At 63.1% G+C, this 22,259-nt stretch carries 18 protein-coding genes and 1 riboswitch; of the genes, 4 read left to right on the forward strand and 14 right to left on the reverse strand.

All coding sequences use genetic code 11. The annotated features are described in order from the left end of the window. Window positions 1-11: 11 nt before the first annotated feature. The 3 genes from AAF358_20450 to sufT are packed head-to-tail and all read right to left on the reverse strand — an operon-like array spanning window position 12 to window position 4,400. Window positions 12-2,423 (reverse strand): zinc-dependent metalloprotease, encoded by a 2,412-nt coding sequence (locus AAF358_20450; GenBank protein MEM7707933.1) that lies wholly within the window; start codon window positions 2,421-2,423, stop codon window positions 12-14. After that, window positions 2,416-3,843, reverse strand: coding sequence for a M28 family peptidase (locus tag AAF358_20455; protein MEM7707934.1), 1,428 nt, complete (start codon window positions 3,841-3,843; stop codon window positions 2,416-2,418). The genes AAF358_20450 and AAF358_20455 overlap by 8 nt, the downstream gene beginning before the upstream one ends. A gap of 5 nt (window positions 3,844-3,848) precedes the next feature. After that, complete coding sequence (gene sufT, locus AAF358_20460) at window positions 3,849-4,400, reverse strand: putative Fe-S cluster assembly protein SufT (protein ID MEM7707935.1); 552 nt, start codon at window positions 4,398-4,400, stop codon at window positions 3,849-3,851. Window positions 4,401-4,744: 344 nt separating this feature from the next. Between sufT and AAF358_20465 the strand changes: the two genes are divergently transcribed. Next, window positions 4,745-5,584 carry a hypothetical protein gene (locus AAF358_20465; protein ID MEM7707936.1) on the forward strand — a complete coding sequence of 280 codons (840 nt, stop codon included), beginning with the start codon at window positions 4,745-4,747 and terminating at the stop codon, window positions 5,582-5,584. A gap of 128 nt (window positions 5,585-5,712) precedes the next feature. Further along, window positions 5,713-6,837, forward strand: a complete 1,125-nt coding sequence (locus AAF358_20470) for a putative sulfate exporter family transporter (GenBank protein MEM7707937.1) — start codon at window positions 5,713-5,715, stop codon at window positions 6,835-6,837. 40 nt (window positions 6,838-6,877) lie between these two features. On the opposite strand, the gene AAF358_20475 is transcribed toward AAF358_20470, so the two are convergent. Further along, window positions 6,878-8,218 (reverse strand): hypothetical protein, encoded by a 1,341-nt coding sequence (locus tag AAF358_20475; protein MEM7707938.1) that lies wholly within the window; start codon window positions 8,216-8,218, stop codon window positions 6,878-6,880. 118 nt (window positions 8,219-8,336) lie between these two features. Here AAF358_20475 and AAF358_20480 point away from each other — a divergent pair, with 118 nt between their 5' ends. Together AAF358_20480 and AAF358_20485 are read left to right on the forward strand one after the other, a co-directional pair. Continuing rightward, on the forward strand, window positions 8,337-10,889 hold the full coding sequence (locus AAF358_20480) for a protein kinase (protein MEM7707939.1): 2,553 nt from the start codon (window positions 8,337-8,339) through the stop codon (window positions 10,887-10,889). Next, the gene (locus tag AAF358_20485; GenBank protein MEM7707940.1) at window positions 10,880-11,449 is read left to right on the forward strand and encodes an ECF-type sigma factor; all 570 of its coding nucleotides are present in this window, start codon (window positions 10,880-10,882) and stop codon (window positions 11,447-11,449) included. Before AAF358_20480 ends, AAF358_20485 begins: the two co-directional genes overlap by 10 nt. Window positions 11,450-11,468: 19 nt before the next feature. Here AAF358_20485 and AAF358_20490 read toward each other — a convergent pair whose 3' ends face one another. From AAF358_20490 to AAF358_20535, 10 genes are all read right to left on the reverse strand, one after another. Then, window positions 11,469-13,166: an FAD-dependent oxidoreductase gene (locus tag AAF358_20490; protein MEM7707941.1), complete on the reverse strand. Its 1,698-nt coding sequence runs from the start codon at window positions 13,164-13,166 to the stop codon at window positions 11,469-11,471. A gap of 81 nt (window positions 13,167-13,247) precedes the next feature. Further along, window positions 13,248-15,359: a TonB-dependent receptor gene (locus AAF358_20495; protein MEM7707942.1), complete on the reverse strand. Its 2,112-nt coding sequence runs from the start codon at window positions 15,357-15,359 to the stop codon at window positions 13,248-13,250. Between the two features lie 216 nt (window positions 15,360-15,575). Beyond that, on the reverse strand, window positions 15,576-15,950 hold the full coding sequence (locus AAF358_20500) for an MAPEG family protein (GenBank protein ID MEM7707943.1): 375 nt from the start codon (window positions 15,948-15,950) through the stop codon (window positions 15,576-15,578). A 104-nt stretch (window positions 15,951-16,054) separates the two neighbouring features. Continuing rightward, the gene (locus AAF358_20505) at window positions 16,055-16,885 is read right to left on the reverse strand and encodes a phosphotransferase (protein ID MEM7707944.1); all 831 of its coding nucleotides are present in this window, start codon (window positions 16,883-16,885) and stop codon (window positions 16,055-16,057) included. 9 nt (window positions 16,886-16,894) lie between these two features. After that, entirely contained in the window at window positions 16,895-17,479 is a 585-nt protein-coding gene (pnuC, locus tag AAF358_20510; protein ID MEM7707945.1) for a nicotinamide riboside transporter PnuC, read from the reverse strand. A 2-nt stretch (window positions 17,480-17,481) separates the two neighbouring features. Beyond that, window positions 17,482-17,748: a hypothetical protein gene (locus AAF358_20515; protein ID MEM7707946.1), complete on the reverse strand. Its 267-nt coding sequence runs from the start codon at window positions 17,746-17,748 to the stop codon at window positions 17,482-17,484. A 47-nt stretch (window positions 17,749-17,795) separates the two neighbouring features. Next, a complete protein-coding gene (locus AAF358_20520; protein MEM7707947.1) occupies window positions 17,796-19,883 on the reverse strand; it encodes a TonB-dependent receptor in 2,088 nt (695 codons plus the stop codon). Window positions 19,884-19,956: 73 nt separating this feature from the next. Then, a riboswitch (TPP riboswitch) is annotated at window positions 19,957-20,105 on the reverse strand. A gap of 55 nt (window positions 20,106-20,160) precedes the next feature. Further along, window positions 20,161-20,613: a hypothetical protein gene (locus tag AAF358_20525; protein MEM7707948.1), complete on the reverse strand. Its 453-nt coding sequence runs from the start codon at window positions 20,611-20,613 to the stop codon at window positions 20,161-20,163. Window positions 20,614-20,662: 49 nt separating this feature from the next. Continuing rightward, the gene (locus AAF358_20530; protein ID MEM7707949.1) at window positions 20,663-21,181 is read right to left on the reverse strand and encodes an RNA polymerase sigma factor; all 519 of its coding nucleotides are present in this window, start codon (window positions 21,179-21,181) and stop codon (window positions 20,663-20,665) included. 29 nt (window positions 21,182-21,210) lie between these two features. Then, window positions 21,211-22,158, reverse strand: coding sequence for a hypothetical protein (locus AAF358_20535; protein ID MEM7707950.1), 948 nt, complete (start codon window positions 22,156-22,158; stop codon window positions 21,211-21,213). Window positions 22,159-22,259: the final 101 nt, after the last annotated feature.

Consider the following 22,259-nt stretch of genomic DNA (forward strand, 5'->3'; position numbering starts at 1 on the left):
GCGGGGTTCCGTTAGATCGGAGAACCAGGCGGAACGGTTTCTCGGGCGGGAAGCCCGTCCATGCTGGGATCTTCCAGAAACCGGGTGATCTCACTGGCCATCTGGCGCGCCTGCGGCGTGCGACGCAGCTCACCGATGAGGTTAGTCAGCCTGTCGCGCACCGCCATGCCGGTCGGATCGGCGCCTCCTGACACGGCCGCTCGCTGCAGCTCGCGCAGCGCCACCCACGCGGTCTCGAGTTCGATCAAGCCCGCGTCGCGCTGAATCACCGGCAAGATCAGCCGCTCGGTATATTGCTCCAGCAGCTCACCGAGACTGAGCTGACCGGCATCGGTCGCGGTCTGCTGATGGACGCGCTGCAGACGGTTCGGCTCCAGCACCATCTGCGTGATCAGCTGGGAGAGTGCCCGGGCTGGTGCCGCCTGATCAAAGTGATTGGCCGTACGGTGCGAAAAGTACTCCCGGCTACGTCGGTCGCCATAGGATGGCGGCACGAGATAAGGCAGCAGAGACTGCGGCAGCCGGAGCTCGTCGGGACCCAGCGCACCAAGCAGCACATTCAGCGCCTCCCGCTGCTCTTCGCCGGGAATCACCGACAGCCCGTCGGTTGAATCACCCCGCAGCACGTAGTCGTAGTCAACGCCGCCGACCAGCTTCGCCACCGCTTCAGCCTGGTAGCGATGCAGGAGGAAGGTCGGGACCAGCGCTTCTTCCAGCTTCGCGAGTGGCTCTCCAGGCCGGATCACCGCCGGACTGAACCCGGCCAACGCCGCGCGGCGAACGGCACGGAGTTCCGAAAACCGATCCAGGACGCTCGCTCCGTTGTCCCATAGATGGGCGCCCGCATGAGCCGTTGCCGGCCCCCGGACTTCCGGGTCAGAAACAAATCTGAGACCGTCCTGATGCGCCGCTGTCAGGATTTGAGCCAGGCCGGCCAGCTCCTGCTGCGTCTCGGCAAAAACCCGGTAACCGTAGTTGATCGCGGCCTTATCCCACTCGCCGATATCGACGTCGTAGGCGTTCGCCAGACTGACCCGCCCGCTGGCGTTGAGCTTCACATTCGGGTGCGGGTAGTCCATCACCGACGCATCACCCCAGGCGCTGGCAAAAAAGTTGTGAGCCAGGCCCAGCGTGTGGCCGACCTCGTGGGCCGACAGCTGGCGCAGGCGGGCCAGCGCCATTTCGCGAGCGGCCGTGCCGCCGTCACCATCATCGCTGAACGGTGCAGTGAGGCCCTGCGCGATGAGCATGTCCTGACGAACCCGCAGCGAGCCCAGACTCACGTGCCCTTTGATGATCTCGCCGGTGCGCGGGTCGATAATCCCCCAGCCGTAAGACCAGCCGCGGGTTGAACGGTGTACCCACTGAATGACGTTATAGCGGATGTCCAGCGGATCGACGCCTTCGGGCAGCACCTCAACCTGAAAAGCATTGCGAAAGCCCGCCGCCTCAAAAGCCTGGTTCCACCAGCTTGCGCCCTCGATCAGGGCGGAGCGAATCGGCTCCGGAGCACCCCGATCCACGTAATAGATCAGCGGCTCCACCGCCTCGCTCACCGCTGCCTGGGGGTCTTTCTTTTCCAGGCGGTGTCGCACCAAAAGGTGCTTGCCGAGCGCCTCGTCCAGACCCGCCGCGTAGTCGAGGTAAGGCACGGAAAAGTAGCCTGACCGAGGATGATAGGTCCGCAGCGGAAAATTGTCGTCGGGCAGCTGAATAAACTCATGCCGGGTTTTGACCGTAGCCGCCGTCGGCGTCGGCACGACGCTGCGCAGCTGCGCGCCGGGCTTGTCGCCGGTCAGCGTGATCCAGGATTCCAGCAGCGTGTTTTCCGGGAAACTCTTGAGCATCTCCGGATCGGGCGCTGAGCGCCCCGCGTCCACCCGATAAGCACCCTCCTCCAGCGCCGCCAGCCTTGCGGCGACACCGTAGGCATCGCTCGTCAGGAGCGGCGTCAAGTCGACCAGCGCGACGGTCGGTGCCTGGCCGCTGTCATCGCGTGCCTCCGCCACCACGGTGAAACCCGCCAAAACGCTGCGCGCGAAAGCTTCGGAGACCGCCCGGCGCTCGTCAGGATTATCCGACACGGCGCGGAACGCGAGGTTGCGTTCAACGAGGAGCACCTTCGGCCCGCTGCGGCTGAAATAGACCACCTTAGTGTCGCTAAGCTGCCCTCGGTCAAGCCCGATGTCGTTTGATCCGAGGCCGGTCGGCAGCGACACCATATAGAGGATGTCTTCGTCAAAGCGACTGATCTCGGCCAGTACCCGGCCCTTTTCAGCGTCCCACCACAGCGGAATAAAACCGTCCACCCGGCGTGCGCCCGCCGTCGCCTCCGTAAGCTCGGGCAGCGCCTGGACCGGCTGAACAGCGGCCACCATCATCGTGATCAACAGCAAGAGCAGGGGATAGGTTTTTCTAATCATCAGCGTTTTCCAGCCCGAGGCGGGCACCAAAATCCCCCGGCGCCATGGCGCTGAGGTATGCAAACACCGTGTAGGCAGCGACATTTTGCGCCAGATCTTCTGGCTTGACCTTGTCCAGCGTGTCGTTGGCGGTGTGGTGATAATCGAAGTAATCGGTGCCGTCCTGATGCAAGGTGGCAACCGCCATCCCGGCCTGGCGCATCGGAATCAGATCCGGTCCACCGCTGGCGATGTTGTCGCCCCGCACGATGCCGAGCGGCGCCAGCACCTGCGACAGCTGATCGACCAGCCCGAGCGCAGAAGGCTTAACCCGGCTTGAAAAGCGATAGATAGGACCGGCACCAAAGTCGGATTCAGCGCCGATGATATGCCGGTCCAATTCGTCAGCGTGCGCCTGCCGATACGCGCGCGCACCCCAAAGCCCCTGCTCTTCGTTGGCGTAGAGCACCACCCGGATCGTGCGCTGAGGCGCCATGTCGAGGCGGCCAATCAGGGCGCCGGCGGCCATGGTGATCGCACACCCGGCTCCGTCGTCGATCGCGCCGGTACCCAGATCCCAGGAATCCAAATGTCCACCAATCACGACGTACTCGTCCGGTTTGGCGCTGCCGACAATGTCGCCGATAACGTTGTAAGAGGTGTAATCGCCGTCCCAGTAGCTGCCGAGCTCCAGCGCCACCTCCACCGGCTGACCGCGCTGAACCATGTTGACCAGGAGGTCAGCGTCGGGATTGGAAAGAGCCGCTGCCGGTATCCGTCGAACGTCCAGCGCGTAGGACATCAGACCGGTATGTGGAAGGCGGTCCTGATCGGTACCAATCGACCTGATCAGGATGGCGCTGGCGCCTTTTTTTGCGGCAGTCACCGCGCCGTTGCTGCGGGCCGCCACCGCCTGACCGTAACCCGCGCCGTCGCGAAAACGTTTCATGCGGTTGCTGATGAAGACAATCTGACCATCCAGGCTGTCGTCGGGCACCGCGGCGAGCTCCTGGAGCGTAGCGAAATGAGCGACCGGGGTGCGCAGCTCACCATCGGTGGCAATGCTACCGCCGAGGGCCGTGACTACCAGCGGCTGCGGAAAAGGCGCGACGACGCTCGCCGCTTCGCGACCCCGGCGCCACGCCGGGAACGTCACTGGCTCGAGCGTGACGCGGTCGAAACCGAGCTGTTCGAATTTCGCCTGGGCCCAGGCCACGGCTCTCGCATCCCCACTCGAGCCCGCCATTCGCGGACCGACCTCGGTGGTGAGGCTCTCGAGGATTTCGTAGGCCAGTCCGCTGTCTTGCGCCTCGTCGCGCAACAAGGCGGCTTGGGTCAGCGAGGTGTCATCGAGCAGGGATTGGCTGCCACCGGGTCCGGCTGCCGCCAGCAAAAGCCCCGGCAGCAAGATCGCTTTTAAGGTTGCGCGCAGCGGATCCAAACTCCTCAAAACATCCCGACTTCGAGGCGTGCGGCCTCCGTCATCATGCTCTGGTTCCAGGGCGGATCAAAAACCAGCTCAACGTCAACCTCGCTCACCGTCGGAATGATGATCAGCTTACTGCGTACGTCGGCGACCAGGATATCGCCCATCCCGCAGCCCGGGGCGGTCAGCGTCATGTCCACTTCGATGCGGCGCTGACCATCGTCTTCTTTTTCGATGTCGCAGCGGTAGATCAGCCCAAGGTCGGCGATATTTACCGGGATCTCAGGGTCATAGCAGGTGCCGAGCTGGGTCCACACGAGCTCTTCGAAATCGTCATCGGACGCGTTTTCCGGCAGCGCCGGGCGCGGCAGCGGCTCCTTGCCGAGCGCGTCCGCATCTATCCCGTCAATCCGGAACAGATTGCCCTCGACAAACACCGTAAAGCTGCCGCCGAGCTGCTGCGTGATGTAACCCACGGTACCCGCCGGCAGCGTCACCTCATCACCCGCCGGGACGATGATGGCCGGGCAGTCGCGCTCCAGCTTGATCGGTTCGCTGTTGTGGCTGTACATGTCGCTACCGCTAGTTAGGGCCGCATATTATAGAGTCCCGGGGAGCATGGGTGCCAGCCTGCAAGCCATTGAAATTCCCATGCTTTTCCCGAAGGTCAACTTCGATCGAAGCGACCGAGCCGGGACATCCTCTAAGTCGTTGATTACCGGCCTCCACCTTTTGACACTGGCGCCGGTGCGCAGGTCTAGCCAAGATGCGCCTAACGCGGGTTAAACCTTCACCCGAGGCCGGCCATCCAATACAGGTTACCGGCGCCTTGCCTCAGGGCCCTGTGGCTACGCGCTGAAATGCAATGAACCGGTCCAGCAGGACAGAGGTCCTGTCGGACACCAGGGAGACAACGATGAGAGTATTGATTGCTGTGGGCCTTCTGGTCACCGCCACCGTTCAGGCTGAGGACTACTGCGAGTTTCGAAAGTCGCTGGATGTGGCGGTGCCAGCTGCTGCCCTGACGACCCTCGATCTGACCGCCGGCGCGGGAAATCTGGAAATCAACGGACAGGCCGGCGCTGACGAGGTGACCGTGATCGCTACCGCCTGCGCCTCCAGTCAGAGAATTCTGGATGGTCTGAGCCTGGACCAGCGAATCAGCTCGGACACGCTGCGGCTCGAAACCCGCGAGAGCGATGGCTTGGGCTGGGGAATCGGCAATCGCTATGCGGGGATCACCCTGGACATCGTTGTGCCGGAACGCTTTGCCGTGGTGGTGGACGACTGCAGTGGTGCTTCCGTGATTCGTGGCGTTGCTTCGGTGGACGTCGAGGACGGTTCCGGCAACCTTGAGATTGCCAACATCGGCGGTGACGTCACCGTCGATGACAACTCGGGCAGCCTGAGCATCCGCGATGCGCTCGGGCGAGTTTACCTGCGAGACGGTTCCGGCGGCATCAAGATCGTCAACGTGGAGCAGGACGTCTTTATTGAAGAAGACGGCTCCGGCAGCATCGAAATCCGCGACGTAGGGCTGGACGTCGTCGTGGAGGAAGACGGTTCCGGCAGTATTGAGGTCAGCCAGGTCGGCGGCGACGTGCGGATTGACCGGGATGGCTCCGGCGGCATTCGGGTCGCGGACGTCGAGGGCAGCCTGACCGTCGACCGGGACGGCAACGGTGGTATCACCCACCGCAACGTAGCAGGCAACGTGTCGATCCCGGAAACGCGCAAAAACCGCAAGCGTATGTAGCGAGGTTCGCCGCAGCGGCGAGCGCCTCGGCGACCGCGCCGAGGCACGTCGCTGGCGGGTGTAACCGATTCTGCTAAAGTGCCGCTCGATTGACGCGGCAATTCGCTGCGTCGGCAGCGGATCCGCACGTGCATACCGAGCCAGGCACCACACCCAAAAACCCATCGCAAAACAACCGCCGAGGTTCCTGGCTGAAAGGCGTCTCGCTCGCGGTTTTGATCGCAGCCTTGAGCTTTGTCGGGGCCGGGGCGCTGGATGCCGGCTGGCTGGGGCTGGAGGTTTCACCGTTCAGCCCCGTGATCCTCGCGATCGTGTTCGGCGCCTTGATCGCCAACCTGGGCCTTGCACCGGAAGCCTGGCGCTGCGGCTTTGCCTTTTGCAGCAAATTCCTGCTCCAGGCCGGAATTGTGGCCCTCGGCTTTCGGCTCAGCTTGACCAGCGCAGGCAGCATCGGCCTGGAGGCGCTGCCGCTGGTGCTGACCTGCATCACCACGGCGCTGCTGATCGTTACGGTATCGGGACGGCTGATGGGACTGCCGGGCAGACTCACCGGCCTGATTGCGGTCGGCACCAGCATCTGTGGCTGCACCGCGATCGTAGCGCTGGCGCCGCTGATCAGGGCCAAAGACGAAGAGGTGAGCTACGGAATCGCCGTGGTCGCCCTCTTTGGCATGCTGGCGATGCTCGGCTATCCCTGGCTGGCACACTGGCTTTTTGCCGATCAGTCACAGCTGGCCGGTTTCTTTCTGGGTACCGCCATTCACGACACGGCGCAGGTCGCAGGCGCGGCGCTCATCTACGCCGACCAGTTTCTGGCGCCTGAAGCCCTGGACGTGGCGACCGTCACCAAGCTTGTGCGCAATCTGATGATGGTGCTGCTGCTGCCGCTGATGGCGCTGCTGTACCGGACTCAAGCATCGACGGACGCCAGGCGCGGCTTGACCTTCAGCCTGCTGCCGCCTTTCATCCTGGCGTTTGTCGGCATGAGCGCGCTGCGCAGCTGGGGTGACATGACCCTGAGCGAAAGCCAGGCGGCGCTGGGCATGCTGGACGCCGGTGCCTGGCAACAGGTGATCTCGGTCCTCAGCACGGCCGCCAAGTGGCTGCTCGCCATCGCTATGGCGGCGGTGGGGCTCACAACGCGTTTTTCTGTCCTCCGCGAGCTGGGACTGAAGCCTTTTATGCTGGGCCTGACCGCCGCCGCGGCGGTCGGTCTAACCAGCCTGATGTGGCTAAAGTGGTTCTCGGCGTAGCCGCGCCTTCGACCGGTTGCTGGCCGAGGCGTGAGGCAGGTCAAAGGCTTTCGAAGCTGTCTTTGAACAAGCCGTCTTCGTACTCAAAGAAGAACGCTTTTCCGATACGACTTCCGGCATCGGTACGTTCGAAGGTGTCATCAGCGATGACCGCCACGGTCCGTGTTCCGCTTACCCCAAGCCCAATGCTATGCCCAAAATTCCGGAACAACTCGGGCTCTTGATCGTTGGTGTCAGCGGTTTGGAAAGACTGACGCAGGGGCCACTGATCGCCAAATCGTTCATACAGCCACGCCCCACCGCTGACCGACGACCCAGGCCCATCTCCGACCAGCATCAGTCGACCTTCGATCTGTATGTTGCCGCCAAAGCCGGCTACGGCCGGATTTGGAAGGACTTCGTCGACTAGTCCCCAGGAGTCGAGACCGTCGGAGTTCTGCTCATAGACATAAACCGCTCGGTCATTGCTGGTCGCGGGCGTCAGGTCGCCGGCCGGACCGGCGACGGCAGCTACGCCGTCGCCCAGCTCTACGTCGTCTCCAAAGAAGCCGCTGCTAGACGGTATGGGATTCAGAAATGTGCGTCTGAGCCCCCAGTTATTCGGACCGCCCAGGTTCCGTTCAAATAGCCAGGCTTGTCCGACCCCGGTAAACGTTCCATCACTAAAGCCGCCCGCACCTACCAGAAGACGCTCACCCCGAAGTGAAACCCGGGTCCCGAACCCCCCGCCCTCACGATCCATGATCGGAGGCAGGATAACGGTGATCTCCCCCCAGTTGTTGGGTCCACCTGCGTCGCGCTCATGAATCGCAACCTCGCCCATACCATTGATGAACGGGTCACCGACAAAATCGGTTTCCGACCTGCCAACCGCCAACAAGTCTCCTGATATCGAAACGTCACTTGATGCGCCACCTCGGCTTAGGTCCACCACATCCAGCGGCTCAGCCAACCGTCCCCATAAGCCCCAGTTGTCACTGCCGCCTCGATCACGTTCGTACAGAAAGGGCCGGCAGCCCGTGCTGGCAACCAGCCAGTCCGCATTCAGCGACATGCGCCCACCGGCAAGGCAGAAGCTGACGTCCGCGGGCAGGGTGAGGGCCTTGACCAGATCCCATGGACGCCCGGTGTCGGACGCACGAAACAAGCTAAGCTGGCCTATCCTATTGTTGGCAAAAGGCGCGCTGATCATCGCCCACTCGCCGTCCGTCTCCACCGCTCGGCCAAATCGGCCGCCGATATCGGGCTCCGTCGGCGCTACGTCGTCCCAACGGTAGGCGTCCACAACTTCCAGTGGCGGCGCCGTCACCAATATGCCGCCGGCGGTGGCGAGTAGAACAATCAGGAGGCCTGTGCTTAACGCGAGCATCTTTTTGATCATGCTTTACACTCAATTTTTGCCAATGCTGCCCTCTGAGTCGAAATTCGGACGGCAAACCGATCAAGTTTATGAGTGACGCAGTCTTGGGTACCTGGCGCGGCCTGGATTTCTCGGGACCATGAGTGCCAAAAAAGAAGAACCTTATGCGTGGTCGGAGGTGGCCCATCTCCTCGACCAGGCCTTTGCTGTGCCAGAGCCCCAGCGTCGCGACTGGCTCGAGCAAAGCTGCCGGGGTAAGCCGGAACTCAGGGCCGAACTAGAATCGCTGCTGGCCGCCGATAGCGCTGCACAGGCCCTGTTTGGTGATGGCGGGTCACTGGGGAACGAGGAGGGCCCCGAACTCAACGTGTCCCTGGTCGGATCCAGGATCGGACCCTACGAGCTGCTCAAGCCAATTGGCCAGGGCGGCATGGGACAGGTATTCCTTGCCAAGCGCGCGACCGGCGATTTTGAACAGCGCGTCGCCATCAAGCTACTTTCCCTGCAGCTTGACGAAGATGCCCGCCGTCGGTTTCATAGCGAATGTGAGCATCTGGCCCGCCTGGATCATCCCCATATCGTGGGCCTGCTTGCCGCCGGTACGTCCCAAGCCGGCGTCAGCTATCTGGTTCTTCAGCTGGTAGAGGGCGATACGCTAGACCGCTGGTCCGCCGAGAGTGGTGCCACGCTAAGGCAGCGAATGCGCCTCTTCAGCCAGCTCTGCGACGCCGTCAATCACGCGCACCAAAATCTCGTCATTCATCGAGATATCAAACCGGCCAATGTTTTGGTCGCCTCGGATCCCGATCGCCGCGCCCATGGCAAATTACTGGACTTTGGCATCAGTCGACACCTGGATGACGACCACACCGCCACATCGTCGCTGATGACCCCACGCTTTGCCGCGCCGGAGCAGCTGCAGGGTCACCCCATCACAACCCAGACTGACGTTTATGGACTGGGCGTTGTGTTGCATGTGCTGCTCACGGGGCTCGCCCCCTATGAAGACGACAACCTCTCCCTGACGGCGCTCGCCGCCCGGTCTCGTCGGCGCGAACCGCTGGCACCCAGCAACCTCCATGAAAACGAGGTCACCCCGCTACCTCGGCGACGCCTTCGCGGAGACCTCGATGCGATGGTGTTGAAGTGCCTCCAAACCAACCCTGAAGATCGCTATGAATCAGCGCTGGCGTTACGAGATGATGTAGGTGCCTGGCTGGAGGGCCGGGAACTCAAAGCACGACGGCCCAGTTTGCTTCGCCGACTAATGCGCGGGGCACAGCGAAACCGGTGGCGAACGGGGGGAGCCGCTGTGGCGTTGTTACTGACCGCCGGCGCCGCGAACTATCACTGGCAAACGCTGAACGCCGAGCGCGACGAAGCGATCGCTACTCGAGACTTCCTGGTCAACCTTGTGTCGGATACCGACCCCTTCCGGCGGAGCGCCGACGACGCGCTGGTAATGCCCCTCTCGGAGTTTTATGTGGCGGGTTTGGGAGCACTCGAAAACAGCTCGATGTCGCCGCAAGGTCAGGCCATGCTGGCGATTGCGTTTTCTCAGGGACTTCGATCAATCGACGCCACCGAGGAAGCGCTGGAGGCCGCTGAGAAAGCGGTCAGCTGGACCGACCCTCACGAGGTCGAGGCATTCCTCCGGTCGAAACAACAGCAGGCCCTGGCGCTAACCAGTCTCCGGCGCTTTGACGAAGCAGAGGCGGTCTTTCGGGAACTCCTGTCGCACATTGGAACCGCCGTGCCTGAAAACAGCGTTTGGGCGGCGAGCTTGCTTTTGCAGTACGCCGATTGTCTGCTCAACGCTGGTGAAGTAGCCGAATCACTCAACTTGACTGATCGTGCCTGGGCCCAGCTGCCCGGAGATAAATCCAGCGAAGAAGTGAGAAGCCATGCACTATCAGCGCTGATGCAGCAGGCGGCGGCAAGGTCGCGGCTGGGTCTGCACGCTGCAGCTCGCGAAAGCAGCGATCAACACATCGAGCTGGCCCGGGCTTGGCATGGGGAAGACCACATCGAGTACGTGCGTGCCTTGGGCCAGGCGGTCACCGTGCGTCAAGATGGGTCGCAAAACGCGTTTGCCGAGCAGGCCTTTCGCGCCGCAGAACGAGTGCTTGGATCGAACCATTCAGAAACCCTGACCATGCACAACAACTACGCGCTGAGGCTCGCCTGGCAGGATCGCAACGAGGAGGCAGTCGAGCAATTCAAGAGCCTGATTGCGATTCGACAGCAAGCGGGCCTGGCCGTGGGAGATCCGCATCAGAACATGGCTGCTTCACTGCGCAGCCTGAATCGGCTTGACGAGGCTTGGCAACAGACCGAGCTCGCGCGGGACGTCTACGCAAAAAACCTAGGCGACAAGCACTGGCGGCTGGCGATGCCCCTGCTTACCCAGGCTGACATCGCCCTGGCACAACAAAGGCCTGCGTTGGCCTTTGAGCGGGCTGCCGAAGCCGCGAGGCTGCTCGATCAGACACTGGGTAAAGATCACTACGCTGCACGCGTTGCTCGGGTCATCGCCATGGCCGCCCGGGAAAACCTCAAGCTTTGCACGCCTCCCGATTTGCTGCTGTCGGGCAGCGATCTCAGCGAAACCGAAGATGCGCTCCAGACCCAGGGGCGGGCAAATTTTCTCGCCTATCTGGTTCGCGGTTCTCTGGCTCACCCATGTCGATAAATCCAGACCAGCTCCAGAAGGTCTTTGAGACCGTCGCGCTGGAACGGACCGGATCCCACGGACAGCGAGACGCGCTGATTTATCAAGATCTTAAGCTTATTGCTAGGCGTGTGAGCGGAAGGGTTCAACCCGGAGCCACGCTCGCCACAACAGCACTGCTCCACGAGGCCTGGGAACGTCTTGCTGGCACCGACCTTTCAGCGATTCATCAACGACGGCAATTTCTTTCGCTCGCGGCGACGATTATGCACCGGGTTGCCGTCGATCATGTGCGCAAGCGTGTCAGCCGAAAACGAGGCGGCCACGCGTCGAAGATCTCGCTGGACCTGGCCTGGCAGCAGGCGAGTGCCGGTGACCCAGATGAACTTCTCCTGCAGCTGCACGAAGGGCTGACCGAACTAAAGAAGCTGGCACCCGATCTTGCGGAGCTCACGGAGCAGCTGTTTTTTGTCGGCATGACGCAAAAAGAGGTCGCCGAACTCAGGGGCGTGTCCGAGATCACCGTGCGACGAGAATGGCGGAAGGCCAGGGCGTGGCTTTACCGCGAGCTGAGTAACTAGCGAGCTACCCTTCACCGCCTCAGGCATCCGCCAGCAGCTGATGGATAGACTGAACGCATACCGAACCCTCGCCGACCGCGGAGGCCACCCGTTTGACAGAGCCGCTGCGAACGTCACCGACGGCAAACACCCGGGGACAGCTGGTTTCGTAAAAATGCGGCCGCCGTTCTTCCGCCCAGCCGGCAGAGTTGAGCAATTCATCGTCCAACGAGTTGCCGGTCAGCACGAACCCCTTGGCGTCGAGTGCCACCGAGTCGCCGAGAAAGTCTGAACCTGGCTGCGCCCCAATGAAGATAAACAGGTGGCCCACAGCCATGCTGCTGAGCTCGCCGCTGCGGGAATCTTTGAGCTGCAATCGCTCCAGCCTGCCGTCACCCTCCGCCCGCTGCACCTCTCGATACGGATGCACCGTGATGTTGGGAATCTTGTTGATCCGCTGGATCAGATAGTCGGACATGCTGTGGGTGAGGTCTTTGCCTCGGATCAGGATGTGGACGTGACTGGCGCGCGCAGACAGATAAACGGCCGCCTGCCCCGCCGAATTGCCGCCACCCACCACCGCCACATCCAGGCCCATACAGAGCTGACCCTCAACGTGGCTGGCGCCGTAATGAACGCCACCGAAGCTGTCCAGATTTTCCACCGGCGGCCGCCGGTAGATCGCACCCGTTGCCACCACAATCACGCGGGCGGCGACACTCTCGTTATTGTCCAGATGCAGGCGGTGGACCTCTTCTCCGGGCTCAAGACTCTGAATCTCCCGGGCGATGGCGATGCTGGCGCCAAACTTCTGGGCCTGAAGATACCCCCGGCCAGCCAGCGCCTGACCGGAAATACCGGTAGGAAAACCCAGATAGTTTTCGATCTTGGAACTGCTGCCGGCCTGCCCGCCCGGCGCCACCGACTCAACGACCAGCACCCGGAGCCCTTCCGAGGCCGCGTAAACCGCCGCCGCCAGCCCCCCGGGGCCGGCGCCGACCACCGCAACGTCAAACACGTCACTGCAGTTGAGCGGCTGGGTGATGCCCAGAGCTTCGGCGACAAGCCGGTTGCAGGGGGCAACCAGCACATCGTCGTTGCAGATCACCACCGGTTGTTCGGTGCCCTCGATCCCGTGCTTGGCCAGCAGGCTGGCCGCCCGCTGAGGTTCCTGGAAGCTGTCGATCACCTCAAACGGCACCCCATTGCGGGACAGAAACGTGTGCAGCGCGTTGCCATCCGGGGTGTCGGTATCCGCAACCAGGGTTACGTCACCCAGGTTTTCGGCAATCATTCGCATTCGCCGCAGGATAAAGCTAAGCAGAATTTTCTCGCCGAGGTCTGCCTCGGTGGCGATCAGCCGCCGAATCTGTTCCGCGTCGAGAAAAATCGTCTCGAGTGCCGTGGCGGCCTGCCCCGCCACGCGTGCGCTGGCGCCACTCATCGTGACGGTCTCGCCGGTATAGGCCCCCCGGCCGTGCTCGGCCACAAGCTCACCCTCGCCACCGCGCAGAACACGAAGCCGGCCGTCGACCACCAGATGAAAGCCGCTGTCGCGGTCCCCGGCGTTCCACAGCATCTCGCCTGGCTCGTAGCGGCGCGTTTCGCCGTAGCTGGCAACAATTTCCATCTCGTCATCGTTGAGCGTCGGAAACAGCTCGTGAGCACGGGCCTGGGTGCCGGCGGCCCATGGGGGAATGTCAGCGGCCGGCGTTATGGGAGAGGCGGATTCGGTCATGCAGATCTCCTGAGTTAGCGCGCTTTACTGTTGGCCGAAGCACGTCGGACCAAGCACACAAAAATGGCTAGTTTAGCCAGATCAGTTGAACGTTTTGCGAAGCGCCAGGATAGCGCCTCTGCCGGGCGCGTCGATACCCGATCCATGCTCTCGGTAGCTGCGATCCGCAAGATTATGCAGCGTTAAATCAACCGACCAGTCGTCTGACGGTAACCATCCAGCTCGCAGGTCGATCACCCCCCAGCCCGGCGTGCCGTCGGGGTTAATCCGCGGGTCAGAACGGTCTCGATCGCTCAGGCGGTCCTGCCGTCGGGCGAAGCGTCCAAGAATGCTCAGTTTCCAGGGAGCGGCCGGCTGCCAGCTCAGGCTCGCCTCGCCGTTAAACGGCGGTATGCGATCAGCGGGTCGGTCGGGGCCGCCGGCCCCATCCTCCACGCCTCGGATGCTGTTGAGCGTCAGCGAGCCGGAAACCTCCGGGTTAAACTGATAAGCCAGAGCCAGTTCAAGGCCGCGCAACCGGACCCGACCAACGTTGTCGCTGCGCACGACCTGGCGTCCGCTGGGCGTTACCTCGCCGGTAAACACGGACGTGATCTGGTCCTCGTAGTCCAGCTCAAACGCCACCAGCTCTCCCCGCCAGGATGGGCTGCGCCATTTGATGCCAAGATCGAAACTGAGCACCCGCTCCGGCCCCAGCCCCGGATTGGCGACGTTGAATCGATTTCCGGGTCGCGGACCGAGCGTGCCGAGATCAAAAATGTTGGGTACGCGGAACCCTTCCCCGATGTTCGCCACCAGGTTGACCCGATCGGTTAACGCCCAGCGCGCCGCCATACTGGCGGTGAACTCATCGAGATCGAGCTCCGCACCCAGCGGACGATCCGCCGCCGCCAAATCGATGGCAAAGCGGGAATAGCGCACGCCGGCCTCGAGATGGAAGCGCTCGCTCACCGCGCTTTCCAGATGCACGTACAGCGCGGAGTTGCGCAACCGGGAACCGTCGGGGAAGCGAGCGATGGTCGGCACTCGCTCTCCGCTGTCGAGCGCTTCCAGCTGCCGGGCACTGCTGACCCGATCGTCATAAAACTCAAAGCCGTAAACCAGATCCGTCAAGACTCCCAGGGGGCGCTCGAATTGACCGCTGAATCCGTAAAGGTCGCTGCGATTCTGCTCGATGGTTCGGACATCCTCAGCAAAATCCCGCGACCGGCGGTCGTCGGTGATGCGCTGGGCCGACAGATGAAGCTCGTAGGCGCTGTACAAAAGCCCGTCGCTGGAACCGGTCAGCCTCAGGTGGGCAAAGCTTCGCCGGTTGGGCTCAAAGAAGAATTCGCTTGAGGCCGGTTGGGTTTCGCCAAAGCCGGGCACCAGCTCGTCGACCCGGGGAGTCGACGGCTGCTCCAGATGCTGAAGGTCCAGCTGAAGCTCGCTGGCGCCGCTGATCCGTTGGCGCCAGCTCACGGCCCCCGACCGGGCCTCATAGCCCGATGGCGCGACGACTCCGCTCGCGGTGCGCCGATTGCCAACATCCTGGCTGCTTAGCCTCACCTGCCAGGCGCTGTCGTCATCCCCACCCGAGGCAAAGCCGCTCACCGTCAGCAGGTCATCGACGCTGCCGGCGATCAGATCCATGCCGCCCTGCAGCGCCGAGTCGAACTCGGGTCGGGCGGTGAGGAAGTGCACAACCCCGCCCATCGCATCGGCGCCGTAAAGTGTCGAGGCCGAGCCTCTAACCACCTCGGTGCTCGACACCTGCAGCGGATCGATCAGCGCGAGATACTGATTGGGCGCGTTGCGAAAAAGCGCGTTGTTCAACCTGACACCGTCAACCAGATGCAGCACCTCGGAACCCTTCAGGCCCCGGACGATCGCATTGCCCTGCCCGGGCGTGGTTTGCTGGACAAACACCCCGGCCTGCCCGCGAAGTGCGTCCGCGATCACCTTCGGCTGGCTCGCACGAAGCAGCTCGTCCGAAACCACGGTCACCGGCTGCGAAGTATCAAATACGCTCGCAGCGCGGCGTCGGGCCGTGACCTGTATCACCTCCAGCGGCAGCGCCGGCGTGTTGCTTGCGTCCTGCTCCTGACGCTCCGAAACTTCCGCTGCCGCTGCGCCGGTTGACGGGCTCGCCTGGTCCTGAGCCTGCAGCTGACCCACTGCTGCAGCCAGCGCCAAGCCCAGGGTTGCTATCACCCAACGGGGTGCCAAACGCATGAATCGGTCGCAGCCTGGCAGGTGACGAAAAACATCCATGTCGTCCGGCCTATTGATCTACGAAAAGAGACGTATTAAGTTTGCCCTGCAGGTGGCCGGTGTCCCAACTGCCACCTGTCTTCCCCGTGCCAAGGGCACATGGACGTGCCTGTTTTTTTGCACCCTCGTTCGTCGTCGACACAGCTGAACCATCCTTCACAGAGCTGCCAGAACAAACAGTCCGATCATCGACCCGTAAGCTCCCAGCCAGACCGCCGACCGCGTGCTGGGCCAGTCCGCCACGTAGGCTGCGCCGTGCGCCAGCCGAAAGACGATAAAAAGCACCGCCAGTCGATCCATCCACTGCGGGTCGGCGCCGGCGAGATGAGCGATGATCACGGCGGCGGCAAATCCCGGCAATGCCTCGAACGCATTGAGCTGTGCCCAGTGAGCTCGCTGACGAAAGCCGCTGCTCTCCGCCAGGTAGACCCGGGGCTGACGGTTGTCGTAACGGCCGCTGTATTTGGCGAATCCCGTCCAGAACAGGGGCATGATGGTAGCGATCAGGACGCACCAGAAGGCGATGGACATAGCGTGGGTTCGGACGACACGGGAGCGGCATTCTAGCCTAAACCGCCTGATATTGCGGTGATCACGTGCTGCGAGCGGTCAGCCCCGCGCGGCCGCTCAGCGTATCAGGCCAGCACAAGCCGGAGCTGGCGTAGGCGGGACTCGCCGCCGGCCACCTCGTAGCCCTGATCCAACCGCGCCTCCAGCCAAAAGAACTCCAGCAGCCGCACGAGCCGCAGCGCGAGCGCCAGCAGCTTGCGGGTGTAGGGATCTGCTCCGCCGAAATAGGCCGCCAGCAGCGGAAGCTGCTGATCGGGCGTCAGATCATGCTGCTGCACCAGCCAGGCGAGGTCCAGCATCGGGTTGGCCCGGCAGGCGTACTCAAAATCGACAAAACGGACGGGGTTTCGGCCGAGCAGCTGACCAAGGTGGAGGTCGCCGTGGCACAGCGCGTGCTGGTCGACAATCAGGCTGCTCACCCGCAGCTCAGCGGCCAGATCACTCACCTCACGCCTGAGGGTCGCTTCCTCCTTCGACGGGCTGAACGCGAGCAGCTCGGGGAGCCGGTCGGCCCAGTTGGTTGCCGCCAGCCCCTCGACGTCGAGGCGATGGAGCTCGCGCAAACGGCGAGCCAGCTGGTCCAGCGCGTCAGCATCTTCGAGCTGAGCGAGATTCCATTCAGGCCCAGCAAGCCAGCGAGTGATCAGGTAGGCATCACAACAAGCCACGGGCTCCGGGGCGAGGTCGGCGGCCGCCGCCCGCCGCAGCGCCAGGCACTCCTGCGAACGCGCTACCCCCGCGCCAGCCGCGTTGCGCCGCACAACCCACACACCCGCCGCGGACGCCACCCGCCAGGAACGATTGATTGACCCATGGCGCAGCGCTGAAATCTGGACCGGCCCGACGGCTGACACCTCTTTCAGCCCCGCAACCCAAGCGTGGTTCTCCTCAGTCATAGCTTTGGCTCACGTGGGCGCCGCCAGCGCCGCTTTTGAGCCCCGCACCATCGCGCGGCGCCAGCTGAAAAACCCCGCCACGCAGATCCCGAGGTAGAGCGCGAACAACCCGGCCGTCAAGGTCAGACCTTTGGCCAGGTAGAGGTAGATCGACACCGAGTCGACCACCAGCCAGTACAACCAGTTTTCGAGCACTTTACGCGTGACCATAAAGGTGGTCACCACCGCGTAACACGTTGTGGCGGCGTCCAGGTAGGCGTATTCAGCACCCGCCGCGGACGTGAGGCGGGCCAGCAGCGGGACGCACAGCGCCGTGCCTAGAATCACCGCCACGTGGCGGCGCCAGCTCCAGCGGTGAATCTCGCGCCGCTCGACGCCGCCACCCCCGCGCCACTGCCACCATCCGTAGACCGCCATCACCAGATAGAAGATATTGAGCAGCGATTCAGACAGCAGCGCCACCGTGTAAAACAGCCCGATATAGATGGCGGTGCTGATAAAAGCACACACCCAGCACCAGCTGTTTTCCCGAGCTGCCAGCAGGAGGTAGGCGATCGCCAGCACCACGGCGATGGCTTCGAGCAGCTGAAACATGCTCAGTCGGTGGGAGAACCGGTCAGCAGATTGCCATTGAGCACTTTCATCACAAAACTCGCTTTAGGCACGTCGGCGTGGGTTTTTTGCATTTCCGCAGCCAGAATCTCCAGCGTCCGGCCGTAAGGGCCGAAGACCTGCGTGCTCATGCAGTTGGTCTGCACCGTCAGCTCCGGATACTGATTGAGCCGATCGATGAAATCGGCGATCGGCGTCACAAACTGCTCGGTCAGGGGATAAAGGCTAATCTCAACAGAAACCTGGCTCATCGGTGCTCCTTTGCCGGCATTGTTCCTCGGGGAAGTCGACCTGTGTTTTACATGCGCCAGGTTGCGGTGAGGCCAAAGACCGCCGGATCACCGAGCTGCGTGTAGAGCCGATCGGGAAAATCCGGCGGCTCCAGGCCAAAGAAAAAGCCCCGGGTCGCGAACTCTTCGTCGGTCACGTTGCGCCCCCACAGCTCAACCGACCAGCGGTCGGAAGCATAGCCCAGATTAACGTTGACCAGCTCATACGGCTGCGACCGCTGATCGTGCGAATCAGAGAAAAAGAAGTCGTCGCGACCGGTGACCTCAAATCGTGCGTAGTATCCCTGCTCAGACTCCCAGTTCAGACCGAGCGCAAACTGATAGCCCGGAGCATGGGCCTGATCACGACCGTCGAGGGTCCGCTGTGGCGACTGAAAGTCTTCGAAGCGGGTGTCCAGCAGCCCGAGCGCCAGATCTGCCCGCCACCGATCATTGATGCGGTATTCGCCTTCCAGCTCCAGCCCCATGTTCCGGCCGCTGGAAGCGTTGTCGGTGAAAAAGACAAACGTCAGCGGATCGGTCGGATCAGCCTGGAACGACGTTCCGACCTGCATGTCGTCACGACGCGCGACAAACACCGACAGGCTGCCGCGCGCCCGACCGTCCAGCCAGCGACCGCGGATGCCCGCCTCCAGGTTCCACAGGTACTCCGGCTCAAACTCCCGGCGCCCCTCCGGCACCGACAGCCCCAGATTAAACCCACCGGCCTTGTAGCCGCGGGCCAGGGTCACATAGCTGCTGCTGGCATCTGACAGCTGACGAACCCACGACAGCTGACCGCCGACCATGGTGTCGTCAGGGCTAGCGCTGACGCCGCCCGTATCGCTGTAGTCTGCGCTGCGCTGCTCCAGCCGCAGCCCCAGCGTCAGCGTATCGCGCTCGCTGAGGTCTTGGTCCAACTCGCCAAACAGCGCAATCGACGTCGACTCAAAGCTGCTGGACAGGTCGCGAAAAACCTCGTCGTTAAAGAAATCGTTGAAGCGGTTGTCTTCATCCAGGTCCAGCAGATAGACGCCGCCGACCCAGCGGCGGGGGCCTGCGCCCGTGGAGGCCAGGCGAAACTCCTGGCTGAACGTCTGGCGATCGCGCAGCGTGGCCGACGTAAAGTCGTAGGGCGCAAACTCACCCCAGTAGCGGTCGTTGCCCCAGTCGCCGTCAAAGGTATACACGATGTCAGAGTCGGCGACGCTGGTGATCGACGTGAAGTCCATCTGCGAACCGCGGTAGACGGCGCGCAGCGCCCCTCCCAGCGAGCGCTGGGCGTCGCGCCCTGGATCATCGCTGTGAACAACAAAGGTGTTTTCGGGCGCAAAAGCGTCAAAGCCGTTGTCGATGTCCGCCAGCAGCAGCGTCAGATCGAGCGACAGCCGATCGCTGGGCAGCCACCGCAGTCGCACCCGGGCGCTCAGCTCATCACGTCGGTTGGTATCGTCCGCCGGAAAGAAATCGTTGTCCCGGAAGCCGTTGTTCTCGAACTGCTCGACCGCCACTCGCCAGGCCGCGGTATTGCCCTCGTTGAGGGCACCGCCGGCGGACACGCCCAGCCCCAGCGTGCCTTCGGTGCCACCGGTGGCCCGCACGTCCAAGTGCGGGTCGAACGACGGCGCGGCGGTCTGCACGTAAATCAGGCCAGCGAGCGCGTTCGCCCCGTAGCGGGTCCCCTGAGGTCCGCGTAACACCTCAACCCGCTCGGTGTCGAACAGCGTGCCCACCAGCCCCAGGCCGGAGAAGTCGATGTCGTCGACCACAAAACCGACGGACGGGTTGGGCGCACCCTCGTACTGGCTGCGCTCGCCGATCCCGCGTAGCTGAAAGAAACGAGGGCGGTTCGACGCCGAAGACCAGTTCAGGTTCGGCACGCGGTCCATCACCTCCTGGAAATGCTGCACGCCGCCCGCCTTCAGCTGATCGTCGAGCACCGTGACGGAAACCGGCACATCGAGCAACGACTGAGACTCGCGCAGCGAGGCGGTCACGACGATCTCTTCGAGCTCCTGTGCCCCCAGCGGGGCCAGGCCGATCGACCCCGGACCGAGGACAAGACAAAAGGCGGCGGCCACCAGGCGGTGGACTTGGGTGGAACGGTACGGTCGCATCAGACACTCCTTGAATATCTGCCGGACTGCCAACATGCGACAGCCCGGCTGCGGCCGGTTATACGGAGGCGGGGAAAACAGGCGAGCCCATTCCTACGCCGGCACTAACCGGTTCAGGTTCTAAGGGTTCGCGCGTGCGCATCTCAGGCTGCCGTCGCGCTGCGCGGAGGGCCTCAAAGGCATTCACGCAGCGGAGCGGTCTCGCCACCCCTTGGGAAACGAGCGTTAACGATAAAGGTTTTGACGGAGAAGGTCGATCCCCGGCTGGGCGCAGCGCTCAGCCGGCCGGCGCGGGCTCCGAAGCCCAGGGCCAGCGAGGCCGCATCTTCTTAAGGTCCGACTCCAGGGCCGCCAGTTCTGCTTCGAGCGGCGCAAGCTCCTGGAGCCCCTGAAGCTTGTCGAGCGGCTGAGCGAGGCGTTCCTCCAGCAGCTCAGTCAGCGCCAGCGCCGCAGGGTCGGGCGTTATGGGCGCCGACCGATCTGCCGGCAGGCGTTCACCGGAGAACCAGACCGCCACGATCAGCGAGGCGGTTAAGGCCCCACCCAGCATGGGAGCAGCAAGGGCAGGCCACCACCGGTGTCGATCGGCCGCAGGCTGCGCAGCCGGCGTTTCCCGCTGCGCGGCCGACACCGCCCGCATCACCGACTCGTGGAGCGCCGGCCCGACGGTATCAGATCGCCGCGCGGTCCGGAGGTGATCTTCAATCGTGTTCTCAAGGTGTCGGGTCATGAGTGGCCAACCGTTGTCCTGGGGCGTCTCGCAGTGGTGATCCGCGCGGTCATAGCACCGCCCGCTGGCCGTGCTGATCGAGCAGCCGAGCCAGACGCTTACGCGCGCGGTGCAGCGTGACTTTCACCCAGCTTACCGGTTGCCCAAGGCAGGCCGCAATCTCCGCCAGCTTCCACTGCTCGTGGTAGTGCAGCCAGACCGTGGTAAAAGCCGTGCTGGACAGGTGCTGGCGGGCGAAGCCCCAGATATCCATTTCCAGGCTATCGGTGCTGCCGGGCGCCGTGAGCTCAACCTGATCCAGACTCACCTGCGCCGCTTGTTCGGTACCACCGTTGTCTCGCAGCCGCAGGCCGTGCCGCAGCGCAATTCGATAGAGCCACGTACTGAAGCGCCAGCGAGCCCGGTAGCTGTCGCGGAAGCGCCAGGCGGCCGCAAAGGCCTCCTGCAGCACGTCCTGCGCGTCGGACGCATGCCCCAGGCGAGCGACGAGAAACCGGTAAAGCGGCGTTTCGTGACGCCTCACCAGTTCCTCGAAGGCCCGGTGGTCTCCCGCACAGGCGGCCTTCATCAGATCGGTGTCGGTGGCCGGGGGGGTAGCTACAGCTCGTCCACCAGATCAGCCGCCAGCTCCGGCGGAATGGTCAGATCCAGCGTTACCTCGGGTCCGTCGCTGGTGATCGACAGCAGGCTGATCAGCGTGTTGAAAGCCGGATCAGAGCCCGCGTCCAGCGCTTTGAGCGACACCAGCCCCTGAAGGATGTTGTGGACATAGGAGGCGGTCGCATCATCTCGCGCGAAGACCTTGGCGTAGACCGAGAGTCCAGCGGCGGATTCGGACACGACACCGCCCAGCTGATCGATGTTTTCCAGCAGCGAGGAATCAAACGGGCCAGCGCCGCTCATGCCGCCAGGATTCAGGCCACCCTGCACCAGCGCCTGGCTGGCCTTGAGCACGATCAGCGCGTCCCCAGTCGGCGGCTGGGTGCCCGAAAGCTGTGACCCGGCATCAATGAACTGCTGGAGCAAGTCCAGATCGCTGGTGACCAGCGTCTGCTCGGGGCCAAAGCTGAACAGCATGGTGTCGTTGACGTCGATCCGATGGCCGTCGCCGAAGTGTTTGCCGACCTGGTAGTAGCTCACGCCGGCGTAGTCCATCTCCAGCAGCTCACCGTGCTCGGTAATGAGCTCCAGCACCGAAAGCTGCGTGGTCTCGGTCAGGCCGTGCAGGACCACCGCAGCGGAGTCAGAAGGAATGGACGCACCAAAGGCAGTCACGCCGGTCAGCTCCTGACTGAGGTCCAGCCCAATTTCTTCCTCGATGTCGGAAAAGGCCTCGCCCAGACTCTCCTCATAAAAGGGCGAAAGCAGGTCGGACTGCCGCAGGCCCTGGACGTTTGCATGAACATACCACTGCGCGTTTTCCGGCAGATCGCCGGCGTCGAGCACCGGCTGGCCGCACGCAGCCCCCGGCGGCAGCAGGGCTGCGGCAAGCAGCGCCAGTAGAAAAAACCCGTGGCGATGACGAGTGAGTGTAGAAGGTGACATAGCAAGCTCCGTAGTCAGGTTCACAGGCTTATAGCGCCATCACCGCAAAAAGGTTACACCTCGTTCGGCACGACTGCTGTTACCGTGCTCGCCCCTGCCCG

The organism is Pseudomonadota bacterium, assembly GCA_039033415.1.
Taxonomy (GTDB): domain Bacteria; phylum Pseudomonadota; class Gammaproteobacteria; order Xanthomonadales; family SZUA-38; genus JANQOZ01.

Coding starts and splice junctions, on each gene's coding strand:
- AAF358_20450 (MEM7707933.1), bottom strand. CDS start 2,423: ATGATTAGAAAAACCTATCCCCTGCTCTTGCTGTTGATCACGATGATG.
- sufT (MEM7707935.1), bottom strand. CDS start 4,400: ATGTACAGCCACAACAGCGAACCGATCAAGCTGGAGCGCGACTGCCCG.
- AAF358_20465 (MEM7707936.1), top strand. CDS start 4,745: ATGAGAGTATTGATTGCTGTGGGCCTTCTGGTCACCGCCACCGTTCAG.
- AAF358_20475 (MEM7707938.1), bottom strand. CDS start 8,218: ATGATCAAAAAGATGCTCGCGTTAAGCACAGGCCTCCTGATTGTTCTA.
- AAF358_20480 (MEM7707939.1), top strand. CDS start 8,337: ATGAGTGCCAAAAAAGAAGAACCTTATGCGTGGTCGGAGGTGGCCCAT.
- AAF358_20485 (MEM7707940.1), top strand. CDS start 10,880: ATGTCGATAAATCCAGACCAGCTCCAGAAGGTCTTTGAGACCGTCGCG.
- AAF358_20490 (MEM7707941.1), bottom strand. CDS start 13,166: ATGACCGAATCCGCCTCTCCCATAACGCCGGCCGCTGACATTCCCCCA.
- AAF358_20500 (MEM7707943.1), bottom strand. CDS start 15,950: ATGTCCATCGCCTTCTGGTGCGTCCTGATCGCTACCATCATGCCCCTG.
- AAF358_20505 (MEM7707944.1), bottom strand. CDS start 16,885: ATGACTGAGGAGAACCACGCTTGGGTTGCGGGGCTGAAAGAGGTGTCA.
- pnuC (MEM7707945.1), bottom strand. CDS start 17,479: ATGTTTCAGCTGCTCGAAGCCATCGCCGTGGTGCTGGCGATCGCCTAC.
- AAF358_20515 (MEM7707946.1), bottom strand. CDS start 17,748: ATGAGCCAGGTTTCTGTTGAGATTAGCCTTTATCCCCTGACCGAGCAG.
- AAF358_20520 (MEM7707947.1), bottom strand. CDS start 19,883: ATGCGACCGTACCGTTCCACCCAAGTCCACCGCCTGGTGGCCGCCGCC.
- AAF358_20525 (MEM7707948.1), bottom strand. CDS start 20,613: ATGACCCGACACCTTGAGAACACGATTGAAGATCACCTCCGGACCGCG.
- AAF358_20530 (MEM7707949.1), bottom strand. CDS start 21,181: ATGAAGGCCGCCTGTGCGGGAGACCACCGGGCCTTCGAGGAACTGGTG.
- AAF358_20535 (MEM7707950.1), bottom strand. CDS start 22,158: ATGTCACCTTCTACACTCACTCGTCATCGCCACGGGTTTTTTCTACTG.